This window comes from Candidatus Zixiibacteriota bacterium, from assembly GCA_026397505.1.
In the GTDB taxonomy this organism is placed as follows: domain Bacteria; phylum Zixibacteria; class MSB-5A5; order GN15; family PGXB01; genus JAPLUR01.
This window is the reverse complement of sequence record JAPLUR010000098.1, coordinates 1-12307: the sequence shown is the minus strand read 5'-3', so window position 1 is coordinate 12307 and position 12307 is coordinate 1. Positions and strand designations below refer to the sequence as shown.

The following is a 12307-nucleotide window of genomic DNA, read 5'->3' as shown; positions in this document are numbered from 1 at the left end:
TTGCTCTACCACCTGCCGTTTCAGCTCCACACTGAACTTCCGTTTCGGATTCATGGCACCATCCTTTCCTCGTATCAAAATACCAATCCGTGCCAAATCCTCCTAACCTTTTGTGTCCAGTCTCAGGGGTGCAGTCCAAATTGACCAAGCGGATCTCCGTTCCCGACTTAATTATTTGTAATTCACAGTGTTATGTGTGTGGCAAATTGGGTCTGTCCGGGAAAAAGCGGTCAAAGAGAAATCTCTATCGCCAACCATCCAGGGCGCTCTCTTTGGCGTTGATTGACCGGCTTCCGTCTCTGCCTCAAAAAAATAAAAAAAAGACTTGACAAGCGGGACTCATTTGCTTAAGCTGTTAACGACTGGGTCAGACAACAGAATATACTTCTCGATTCATCACCTCGCGTTTTTCATCTACTGCAAACATTTTTGGGTGTACTTCACAATACTCGCTTTTGAGGTTAGGGAAATATTGTGGCCGCTCCATGGTTGGAGAAACTTTCTCGCGCCAAACCTATAGGCCGTGGGCCGCCTTTACCGGATAGCTAAGTCCGTATTGGCAATCGATTATGCGCTAATAACAGCGACATTCATGCAGACCTGACTTAGCATATTTGAATAGCAATAGAACGCAACCGGCACTTGTATGTGCGCAACTTTGGAATATTAGTAATTACGTGCCGTCAATAATCTGATCTATGACAGAATATACAAAACATGATAATGAAATGAATCCGAAAATTTGGCATTTAGTTAAGTAAGGAGAAGACTAATGAGCAGAATCCTTCAAGACAGCAAACCGCATATACTGGGTCTTATGCTTTTATGTGTCTTTTTATGCGCCGTGCCTATGCATAATGCTGTGGGGTATCCAGGATATGCATGGGCGTATCCTGTAACACAAACCTCGATGAAAATAAACTGGACATATCCCAGTGGCAATCATAGATGGTATCCGCATAACCAGGCATATTATATTGTCAACTGGGACACCAAGAGTGTGGATCTCCACGGCAATTCCTATACCATAGCCGGACTTACATGCAACACGAAGTACAAGATTGAAGTTCAGGGCCTGCTGCAGAAGAGAAACATTCTTGGATGGTGGGGCACTCCGCAGATGGTTACACTTTATGGGTGCCCTTTTTGGAAGTGGACAAGTCCCTGCATTCCTCCTCATGGCGATCTCTGGGTCAGCATTGCCACGGCATCAACACTTACTGCAAACGTTACATGGTCGCACCCTTCCAACTTTAATATGATTCGCATAGGTTACAAACGGCTTTTTGATCCCGTGGTATCCTTTTATGACATTTGCAAGAATAGGGGCTGGCCGCCGCCGAACTGGACTTCTAATTCTGCTGTAAGGGGATGGCATGATTTCCCCTCGAGCTCTCTAAATAGTTACACATTTACCGGTTTGACCCACTGCAGAGAATACCTGATGGTTGCCTATGGATTTCCGCCTGGAATTAATGTAGGAACATATATTGATGCGGGCAAATGGTCAACAGTAGGAAGTATATGTGAAGGGGCAATCGCTTATAACGGAAGTATACAAAGTATTGTCGCTGAAGCCTTACCTGATCATAAGGAAGTCCTTGAAGCCTATCTTGCCGCCGTTGATTCACTATACGGAGATTCTTCCATAGTCCAACATGTCGTCGCGATGTACCCGGAGTTGTCTGAGGAAGTTGCTACTCTATTGGCGGGTGGTATAGAAGAAGAAAATCTGACCGATAATACTAACTTTTTTGAATGGATGACTTATGGGCATTATGGTCTTTTCCAGCAATGGCAGAGCGAGCCCGCGCTGGCGGCCGCCGGTCTGAAACTGGAGCAGTTTATGCAAGACAGCAGCATGGCGCTCTTGGACACCCTGCTGCAGGAGTCTCCGGTAACTTATCCCGGTATGATCGTTCCCAAAATAAAGATCGAAAAAACTCATAATTCTTATCAGGGTCACTATGAGACAGTCTCAATTACGACGGAAGATAGAGAATTCGAAATGGGCGGATTCGATTTCCTGATTGCCTATGATGCCTCGGCCCTGACCTTTATGGAAGCCACCCCCGGGCAGTTGCTGGAGGACTGCGGTTGGGAGTATTTCACTTACCGGTTTGGAGCCAATGGCAATTGCGGTTCGGCATGTCCCTCGGGACTTCTGCGAATCGTCGCGATGGCCGATGCTAATAACGGCGATAATCATCCCTCCTGCTTCGGCCCGCCCGACACCGACCCGCATGAACTGGCCAGAATGAAGTTCCTTGTATCCGCTAACCGCACCTTGGAATGCCAGTATGTCCCTATTCGCTTCTTCTGGGACGATTGCGGCGATAACTCCATCTCAAGGTCCGATGGTGAATTGCTCTTTATTAGCCGCGCCATTTATGACTTTGGAGGTAATCTGATCTGGGATGAGGAAAATGATACTCTATATCCGGAAAATGCCCGGATACCATTTGTCGGCGCCCCCGATTACTGTCTGAATCCCGACCCCGAGAAACCCTCCGCCGTTCGCGTACTTGACTTCGTTAATGGCGGCATTGATATTATCTGCGCCGATAGTATCGACGCACGCGGCGATGTCAATCTCAATGGTCTCTCCAATGAAATCGGTGATGCCGTCGTCTTCACCAATTACTTCATTGTTGGCCTGGCCGCCTTCACGGTCAATGTCGAAGGGCAGATCGCCGCAAGCGAGGTCAATTGTGACGGTATCCCGTTATCGGTGGCCGATCTGGTCTATCTCATCCGTGTTATTATCGGCGATGCGCTGCCTTGTCCGCCTACCGGAAAACCGCAGGTGCAAACGCCGAGCGAGGCTGTCCTTGATAGAACATCAGATGGTATGCTTAGCGTCTCCAGTGCCGGTTTGATCGGCGCCGCCTATCTGGTGGTCGAGGGCGAGGTCACCCCGGTTCTCAAAGCCGAAGGGATGAAAATGGCCTTCCGCTTCGATGGTACCAATACCCGTATCCTCATCTACCCTCCCTTTGATAACAATGAGAAGAGTATTCGCGGCTTCTCGGGAGAGTTCCTTGAGGTCAAGGGGAATCTGGTTTCCGCCGAGTTAGCGACCGTTGAGGGTGTCCCGGTCAAACTCAATCTGACACCCGCCAAGTTCGCTCTGGCTCAGAACTTCCCCAACCCGTTCAACCTAGCCACACAGGTCGAGTTCAGCCTGCCTGCTGCAACTGATGTCAAGCTTGAGATATACAATGTCATGGGGCAGCTCGTGCGCACGCTGGTTGATCAGCAACTGCCGGCCGGTTACCACAAGGTGATCTGGGATGGTCGTAATGATGCCGGAGTTGCGACCGCTTCCGGAGTGTTTTTCTATAAACTCCGGGCCGGCGACTTTACCGAAACTAAAAAGATGCTGCTGCTGAAATAAGCATCGGCGCTAATTAGTATTATAATGGGGTTCGTCTTAAAAGGCGAACCCCATTTTCTATGAACGTAATTGTACTGTGCACTATTTCATAAGAACCATTTTCTTCGAAATCATATAATCCCCGGCCTGCATCCGATAAAAATAAATTCCGGTCGCCGATGGCATTCCCGAATTATCGGTGCCATCCCAGGTGACCCGATAATCTCCCGCCGGCTGGGTCCCATTCACGAGTTCTTTGACTTTCTGTCCGAGCATATTGAATACGGCAATAGTCACTTCGGTCTGTTTCCCTATAGAGTATTCAATCGTTGTTGAGGGATTGAACGGGTTGGGATAATTCTGGGCCAGATGAAATGCATTCGGCAAGACCGCCGTTCCTGCCTTACGGACGACTGTCAGATACTTAATGCCATCACCCGGCTTGAAAGAATACTCCCCAATTTTATGCATATCATCAACAAGAAGTGAACCGGTCCCGTCGGCGCCCTCACGCAAAGCATAAGCGTCGCCGCCCAGTTCGTCGGGATTCCAACTGATAACAATCTCCTTCTGACCGTTGGGGAGCATGTTTCCATGAGGGTTAACCGCAATTATCCACGAATTATCATTTCTTTCCCGGCTTTGAATATCGGCAAAATAAGGTCCCGACCATCCGGTGCGGTACAACTCCATTTTGATCGAATATTGCGGCGCGTCGGGCGGCGGGGTGGTATTTTCCTCCTGAGCGCCCACTCCAATCACAATATCGGCTTCATTGACGCCCCCGAGATCAGCCCCTTTGGCATGAATAGATATCCTTCGAGCCGATTCATCCATATTGGCCAAAAATTTGCCCGGCCCGCCGCAGCTAACATTCATATCGCAGGCACCGGCAATCTTAACCCAGTATCCCATACCCGGCGCAAATTGCGTCGCCACCTGATAGGTGGTATTGAACCCAAACGCCTCCGAAAGTTGGCCCGATGGATTGGTGACCGGCGTGGCGATACAATCCGGCCCTCCCTTAAGATGCCACCCGGGGGTGAGCGCGGTTGTGTACTCGGTAAAGGGCTGACCGAAAAGGGTCACCACCGTCGCCGCCGGAACTTTCAACCAGTACCCTTTCCCCGGAACGAGCTTGGTTGCCTCCAAATATTGTCCGTTGTATTCATAGGCGATCTGGGCCGTCGGAAATAGTCCGCCCAGTGACGAATCCGCGGGAATAACAGGCAGGGATATCAAATTCCACCCGCCATTGAGAGCGACCTCGGCATAGACTTTCCCGCTGCAACTGTCGTCTTCCCAATGAATCGTAAAATAGTGCGCCACCTGAACATCACAGATCTGATATTGCGTGGTCGCGCGCATATCGGCCACAACTACCGGCCCATCGGGATTCAACCCCTCATGTAAAATATAATGACGCTTTGTGCTTAACTCCGCCGGGTTCCAGCTGATCGTGGCACATCGCGCCGGCGTCGGCGGAGCAACATTTCCGTGCGGATCGACCTCAATCGTCCAATAATAGCACTTGCCGCCCGATTTCTCAATATCTTTGAAATACGGGCCATCAGTGTTGCGCCAGAGCTGCAACGATGCGGTATATTCCGGAGGCCTCGGAGCGGCGTAAGATACTTTCTCACTATCCCCGATGCCAATCACTGCCTCCGCGGAATTCAAAGCGGTGCCTATCACTTCACCGGTAACCGCGATAGTGGCACTCCAGTTGGTGGGAGCGGAATTGTCTATGACGGTGAGCGGAACTATCTCCGAATCGACCGCCCCGGACGGGTCAATGGCTTTGAATGTAATATTATATACTCCCGCCTGGCTCAGCGTGGGATTAAACAGAAAAGCTGCCGAGTTATTTGCATTGTCCAACAATGACGCATTGAGCGGAAGATTCAAGGCTTGCAGTGTTGTGATCTCATTATCCGGATCACTTGCTGTAATCGTGAATGACAGGGGACTTCCGGTCAGGACATTCCTGGCCCCGATCGCCGCCAGTGCCGGCGGACGATTCGTATTTGTGACCGTGATGGTCACGACTTCCGTATCCGTAAGAGCGCCGTCGGTGGCGAAGAATGAAATATTGTATGTTCCCGCCTGTGTGTAATCGGGATTGAATGTGAATGTTCCGGTACCGTTGCCGTTGTCCGCAAAAGAAGCATTGACCGGTCGTGCCGAAGTTGCAAAAGCGAGAGCAGTGCCGTCGACATCAGAGGCCGAAACATTGAAATTCAGATTTTGTCCTTCAGCAACTGTTTTCGGCCCGATCGCCGCCAATACCGGCGGATGATTGACATTGCCGATGGTGATAATATTCGAAGCATACGGTGTCCCGGCCTCGGTCGCCGAATATGGCGTTACCCGCGCCTGCCAGACATCCCCGATATTCGTTTCCTGCGCCACGATACGATTACCGCCGTTATTATTGAATAATGCGGCAATTTGCTGCGGTGTCAGAGCATAATTGTAGATTCGGGCATCATCGATCTTTCCTTTCCAGGCGAACGAGCCCTGTGTTGCCCCGATCAGAACGCCGGGGTCGGTAACATCGCGTTCGGCGCCGGCCACAACGGCGCTGTTTACCGCCACGCCGTCGAGATACAGGGTCATCTGACTCGAAGCATAATCGAAAGTCACCGCCGCAAAATACCATCGGTTGGAAGCAATTGTCCCGGCATTGGTCTGTACTATCCGCCAGTTGCCGTTTTGCCCGGCGCTCAAGCGCTGGTCGGCGCTGACCCGCAGCCCGTGTCCGCCGCTCGCCGCCGTGTTATGATCCCAACCCGAAAGAATATGATTATACTCGCTGGTTGTCGTTCGAAATATCCATGCCATTTTTGTATACGAAGACTTGACCGGGAAAATATTCCCGGCAATCAGATAGGAACTGCCGTCATACGTAAAGCAGCCGTTCCCGTCGCGTCCCCCATTGGCAATCCAGACCGGATTGCCGATCGGCATGGCCGTGATATTGTTCCCCGAGGCATCATCAAGCGCAAAAGTAGGGCCGCCCTCAAACGGCATATAGAGAGTTATCAAAGGGGCCCCGTTCTTGTACCATGCCGCCGCCGCCGTGGTCGCCTGAAGAGCCGGATTGTATGAACAGGCCAGCGAATCACCCGAAGTGATACCGATTGCGACGTTGCTCAGCGCCACGGTCGGTGCGACGACATTGATTGTGTAATTATGAGCTGTCGTCGCCCCCGAGTTGACCGCGGATATCATCACACTGTAAGGGCCGGCCAATGGAGGAAACCAGCGAATTACTCCTGAAACTGAATCTATGGTCATCCCTGCCGGAGATATGCTTAACTGATATGTCGGTGCCGGGCCGCCGTTGGCACGGGCAGTATATGTGTACAGTTTCCCCGCGATGCCATTTGTCGCCGGTATGGAAATGAAAGTCGGGGCGGTTGGTACGATACTAAGATTATTTGACACATATGTCGCGCCGATATCGCTGCTCGAAAATGGCGTCACCCTTGCCTGCCAGGTGTCATTGACCGACGTTTCCGCCGGCGAGATATTTTCCGCCCCGTGGAGATCATACAGCAGCTTTATCTGCTCGCCGGTCAACGGATAGTTATAGATTCTGATATCATCCAGTCGTCCTTTCCAATCGTTTGTTCCGCCGATAGCGCCGACCTGAAGTGTAGAATCGGTTATATTTCTTATATTGACCGGTACGATCGCCGTGTCGATCGGCTGCCCGTCCTGATAGAGTATCATCGTTCCGGATACATAATCGAAAGTAACCGCGACAAAAGTCCAGCGGTTGCTGGTCAGGCTCTGGGGATATCCCTGCACGATGCGCATATTGCCGTTTTGTCCGGCGCTGATCCGCTGGTCGGCGCTGGCCCTGAACCCGTGACTGGACTGGTCGCGCCCGCCAAAAATGAAATCATACGTCCCCGAACTGGTTCGATATATCCAGGCGGTCTGCGTGTAGGAAGACCTGGTGGGGAATACTTTCCCGGCATTGAGGTAACTGGTGCCGTCAAACGAGACCCCACCGTAGCCATCGCGCCCGCCGTTGGCACTCCAGACCGGTGCGCCGCTGCCCGTGACCGAATAATTATTTCCCGAAAAGTCTCTTAAGGCATTGAGGGAACCCCCCTCAAAGGGTAGATAAAGGGTTATCAGCGGCATGCTATTTTTATACCAGGCCGTCGCTGCCGTAATCGCAGGGCCCGAAAAAGTGTATGCGCAATTCAGGGTATCGTCATTGGCATTATTGCCCGAAGATGAACTTATCGATAAGCCGGTTATCGAAGGCGCCTGCGCCCAAAGATTCGATGAAAAAACCAAAAGAATAACCATAACAGCCGGCCAGAGGGCGCCGGCCATAAAACCAGGTCTTGAACTCATTCGCTGATACATTACTATCTCCTAATTAAAATATTTCAAACCAGGATATAACCAGTGACAATACAGCAGATTACGTTCCCATTCTAAAGACATTTGCCCGGCTTGTCAAATACATAACTTATCTCGTCAACCTTTTCCAACCTCGATGGAAAACCGGGGCATGGCACTGCCTTGATACTCTGGAAATATGAGAATAAATGCCTATAATATGCCCTGGTTTGCAGCCTGTCGTCAATGACGGACGAACCGCAAATTACCGCTTGATTCCCTTGATAATCATTGCCAAAAGCCTTATTTTCTATTTCGGAATGCTTCACAATCCCGATGATGCGGATTCAAAAGGAGATTATGGTGAGACCAGCTATCAGATTTCTGGATGAGGAACTGATTCGGAAAATCATCACCGAAGCAAGGGCGCTTTTGCACCGCCTGGGGATGGAAATCCATAATCCCGGCGTTCTGGCCCTGCTCGGCGACCATGGCGCCCGAATCGACCTGCAAAAACAGCGCGCTTTCTTCACCGATGATATCATCGACCGCGCCCTGAAAGCGGCCCCCCATTCTTTCAAGCTCTACGATTCGGCCGGAAATCAGGCCCTCGACCTGTCGGGCGATAATGTCCACTTCACCCCCGGTTCATCGGCAATCAATATCCTCGACTATAAAACCAGTGCCATCCGCAGGCCGACTACTCGCGAGTATATCGAATATTCCAAATTGATGTGCGGGATGAAATATATCGCCTCACAATCGACCGCGATGATTCCCTGCGATGTCCACGAGCGGATATCCGATAGCTACCGGCTCTATTTGAGCCTGATGTTCTGCGAGAAGCCGGTCGTGACCGGCGCCTTCACGATAGAATCCTTCGAAATCATGAAAGATCTTCAGATCGCGGTACGCGGCTCAAGCGAATCGCTGGCGGCCAAACCTCTAACCATATTTTCCTGCTGCCCAACCTCGCCGCTGAAATGGAGTGATGTCACCTCACAAAATCTGGTCGATTGTGCCAAATATTCAATACCGGTTGAATACATCGCTATGCCGCTATCCGGATTTATTGCCCCGGTTACCCTGGTTGGTTCGCTTGTCCAGCATACCGCCGAAACTCTGAGCGGCCTGGTCATGAGCCAGTTGACCAACCCCGGCACGCCCGTGCTTTATGGCGGATCCCCCGCCATTTTCGATATCAGATACGAGACCACTCCCATGGGTGCGGTGGAAACGATGATGATGGACTGCGCCTACTGCGATATCGGCAAGTACCTCGGCTTGCCGACCCAGGCTTATATCGGCCTCAGTGATGCCAAGCTCCTCGATGCCCAGGCCGGCCTGGAAAGCTCCATGGGAGCTGTGCTGGCGGCCCTATCCGGAATAAACAATATCTCCGGTCCCGGCATGCTCGATTTCGAAAGCTGCTTCAGTCTCGAAAAACTTGTGCTTGATAATGAAATCTGCGGTATGGCCTCTCGCCTCCTTGAAGGCATTACTCCCCGCGAGGATTTCCCGTCATTGCCCCTATTTGAGGAGCTTCTGAAAGAAAAACATCTCCTGATTTCCGAACACACCCGCCGCCATCTCAAAAAGGAGATCCGCTTCCCCGGGCCGGTCATCGATCGCGCTAACCGCTCCCGGTGGGAAGAGGAAGGAAGCTTGACACTCGGCGAACGGGCGCACCGTGAGGTCAACAAGATCATAAAGGAACACCGGCCGGTCGCGCTCGATGAAAAAATCAGGAATGAACTCACCCGTTTGATGATATCCGAGGCCCGCCGCTATGGCATGGAGAAACTGCCCGAGATAAATTGATGCGTCAGAATATCGAAATTTCACCCGCCGAGCTTGCTCCGGCCATACCGGCCGTTCTCAAAGCTCAGGGGATTCCCGAAAATAAAATCCCCGACCAGAGAATTATGGACCTGGCCGGACAGTCAATCTCTCTCCTTCAGGATATTTCCCGGCCCAAAGGAATCATGATGGAAATCTCCACCAATGACTTTTCCTCGATCTACTTCGGCGAGGGGAAAAACGAAATTCCCTCGCCTCTCGAGACGATCTATCCTTATTCCGACAGCCTGGCAATCTTTGCCCTCACCCTGGGAGATAGCGTTGACCGCGAAATTACATCTCTCTTTGAGAAAAATGAATTCGCTCTTGCCTCAATGCTCGATTCGGCCGCATCCGAGGCGGCCGAAATGGCCGCCGATATCGTCGAAACATTTTATGCAAGAACCCTTAAAAAAACCGGACAGTTGCCATCGTCATCAACATTACTCCGTTTCAGCCCCGGCTACTGCGGCTGGCATATCAGCGCCCAGAAAAGACTGTTTGCCTCTCTCAAACCGGAACTGATCGGCCTCTCCCTTCGCGAGAGTTTTCTCATGCAACCCTTGAAATCGATCAGCGGTGTCATTGTCGCCGCAACCAGAGAGATTTTTCTCTTTGATGACGACTTCGCTTTCTGCGAAGAATGCAAAACGCACGCCTGTCGCAAAAGGATTAGAGCTCCAAAGAAAATTATCCCCTTTGAATAAACGGTGAAAATTCCATGAATATTCTCGAAAAACTGTCCCAAAGCCTGCAAAACGGCGAAGCCGCAGAGGTCGCGGAATTGACTGAACAGGGACTCACATCCGGCCTTGCACCGGGTCCGATTCTCAACGATGGCCTGCTCGCCGGCATGGCAATCGTGGGCGAAAAATTCAAAAACCACGAGATTTTTCTGCCCGATGTTCTTCTCTCCGCAAGGGCGATGTATGCCGGGATTGATATTTTAAAACCTCTCCTGGCGGGCAAAGAAATCCCGACCATCGGCAAAATCGTCATTGGGACCGTGCAGGGAGACCTTCACGATATCGGCAAGAACCTGGTTGCTATCCTCCTGAAAGGGGCCGGCTTCAATGTTATCGATCTCGGGCATGATGTCCCTCCCGAGAAATTTATCGCGACTGCTCTGGAAACCAAAGCCGATGTTATCGGCCTCTCGGCTCTTCTTACGACAACCATGCCGGTAATGAAAAAAGTGGTTGAGCTCGCCCGGGAACAGGGCCTCTATGGCCGGATAAAAATAATTATCGGCGGCGCGCCTGTTTCGGCCGATTATGCCCGCGAAATTGGCGCCGATGCTTATTGCTTTGACGGCATGAGCGCGGTCGATTGTGTCAAAGGTTTTGTAGCGGGCAGATAGAATGACCCCTTTCCTTGACCGCCTGCATGAGCGAAAAGTCCTTGTCGCCGATGGCGCCATGGGAACCATGCTTTTTCAAAGAGGTCTCACTCCGGGGGAATGCCCCGAACGGATAAATCTGGAGCATCCCGATATCCTTGAGGAAATCGCTCGACTTTATGTCGCGGCCGGGGCGGAAATTATTCAAACCAACACTTTTGGCGGGTCGCCGCTCAAACTGGCCATGTACCATCTTGAGGATAAAACCGAAGAAATAAATATCGCCGCTGTCCGCGCCGCACGCAAAGGCGCCAACGGCCAGACCTTTATCGCCGCCTCCTGCGGCCCCTGCGCCCGCTTGCTGAAACCGCACGGCGATACCGAACCGGCGGAAGTCCTGGCGGGATTTGAAAGGCAGATAAGCGCCCTCGTCTCCGAAAAAATCGATATGATCTCGGTCGAAACCATGACCGATTTACACGAAGCAATTCTGGCCGTCAGAGCGGCCAAAGCCGTTGCACCATCATTGCCGGTCAGCGCCGCGATGACCTTTGATTCCACCCCGAGAGGATTTTACACTATCATGGGCGTAACCGTGGAGCAAGCGGCCAAAGGGCTGGCCGATGCCGGCGCCGATATAATCGGCTCCAATTGCGGCAACGGAATAGAAAATATGATCGGCATTGCCGCCGAATTTCGTAAATATACCGACCTTCCCATTCTCATCCGCCCCAATGCCGGCCTGCCCCGTATGACCGAGGGGGTTCTTATCTATCCCGAATCACCGCAATTCATGGCGGAAAAATGCAAGGAGATGCTTCAACTCGGAGTAAGCATTCTCGGCGGATGCTGCGGCACGACCCCGGAGCATATTGCAGCCCTCAGGAGCGAGGTTGAACGCTACCTCTCAGGTTAGATAATCATAAGCGACCGTAGCCATACTATTAAATCAGGAAGCATTTATTCTAATGGCAGGAGCGTCGTGCTCCTGCCATAAATCCTTTTGGTTCTTGTTTCTGAATAAGATTGCGTGGAAATGCGAAGCTGACTCCGTCTCCTGTTACTGTCCTTTTGCCATAACAGGTTTATTAAGATCATACTCGACGCTGGTCAGTGTCGTACCGTCCTTGCCGGTCACCATCCCCTTATAAATCATCTTGCCCATTTGATAGCAGACCATTTCGGCCTTTTCCTGATCGCCGTTGTTATAGTTCCAGCTCCATTTCCATACGCCCTCTTTCATCGTTGCCCGGCCGGTCAACGAGGCTCCCTCATTACTGAAAGCAAATCCGGTATAAAGCCCCGCGGTATCGCTCGGGCGGACAAAGAAGATATGCTCGTGAAGCAAAGATGTCTTTCGTCCGTCGCTCCAGACCTTCATATCTCCC

Annotated in this window: 7 protein-coding genes; 5 read left to right on the top strand and 2 right to left on the bottom strand. The window is 51.5% G+C overall.

Going from position 1 to position 12307, the window contains the following annotated elements; translation table 11 throughout:
* Window positions 1-772 precede the first annotated feature (772 nt).
* Window positions 773-3397 (top strand): T9SS type A sorting domain-containing protein, encoded by a 2625-nt coding sequence (locus NT002_10175; GenBank protein ID MCX6829631.1) that lies wholly within the window; start codon window positions 773-775, stop codon window positions 3395-3397.
* Window positions 3398-3478: 81 nt separating this feature from the next.
* Here the strand turns inward: NT002_10175 and NT002_10170 are convergent, their stop codons facing one another.
* Window positions 3479-7765: an Ig-like domain-containing protein gene (locus NT002_10170; GenBank protein MCX6829630.1), complete on the bottom strand. Its 4287-nt coding sequence runs from the start codon at window positions 7763-7765 to the stop codon at window positions 3479-3481.
* Between the two features lie 336 nt (window positions 7766-8101).
* On the opposite strand from NT002_10170, the gene NT002_10165 reads away from it, so the two are divergent.
* Genes NT002_10165 through NT002_10150 form a run of 4 tightly spaced genes read left to right on the top strand, consistent with a single transcriptional unit; the run spans window position 8102 to window position 11835 of the window.
* Window positions 8102-9562, top strand: a complete 1461-nt coding sequence (locus NT002_10165) for a trimethylamine methyltransferase family protein (protein ID MCX6829629.1) — start codon at window positions 8102-8104, stop codon at window positions 9560-9562.
* On the top strand, window positions 9562-10287 hold the full coding sequence (locus tag NT002_10160; GenBank protein ID MCX6829628.1) for a hypothetical protein: 726 nt from the start codon (window positions 9562-9564) through the stop codon (window positions 10285-10287). Before NT002_10165 ends, NT002_10160 begins: the two co-directional genes overlap by 1 nt.
* A gap of 14 nt (window positions 10288-10301) precedes the next feature.
* Entirely contained in the window at window positions 10302-10940 is a 639-nt protein-coding gene (locus tag NT002_10155; GenBank protein MCX6829627.1) for a corrinoid protein, read from the top strand.
* 1 nt (window position 10941) lies between these two features.
* The gene (locus tag NT002_10150; GenBank protein ID MCX6829626.1) at window positions 10942-11835 is read left to right on the top strand and encodes a homocysteine S-methyltransferase family protein; all 894 of its coding nucleotides are present in this window, start codon (window positions 10942-10944) and stop codon (window positions 11833-11835) included.
* Window positions 11836-11979: 144 nt separating this feature from the next.
* Here the strand turns inward: NT002_10150 and NT002_10145 are convergent.
* A partial coding sequence (locus tag NT002_10145) for a hypothetical protein (GenBank protein ID MCX6829625.1) occupies window positions 11980-12307 on the bottom strand: 328 nt, incomplete at its 5' end.

Coding starts and splice junctions, on each gene's coding strand:
- NT002_10175 (MCX6829631.1), top strand. CDS start 773: ATGAGCAGAATCCTTCAAGACAGCAAACCGCATATACTGGGTCTTATG.
- NT002_10150 (MCX6829626.1), top strand. CDS start 10,942: ATGACCCCTTTCCTTGACCGCCTGCATGAGCGAAAAGTCCTTGTCGCC.
- NT002_10170 (MCX6829630.1), bottom strand. CDS start 7,765: ATGTATCAGCGAATGAGTTCAAGACCTGGTTTTATGGCCGGCGCCCTC.
- NT002_10155 (MCX6829627.1), top strand. CDS start 10,302: ATGAATATTCTCGAAAAACTGTCCCAAAGCCTGCAAAACGGCGAAGCC.
- NT002_10160 (MCX6829628.1), top strand. CDS start 9,562: ATGCGTCAGAATATCGAAATTTCACCCGCCGAGCTTGCTCCGGCCATA.
- NT002_10165 (MCX6829629.1), top strand. CDS start 8,102: ATGGTGAGACCAGCTATCAGATTTCTGGATGAGGAACTGATTCGGAAA.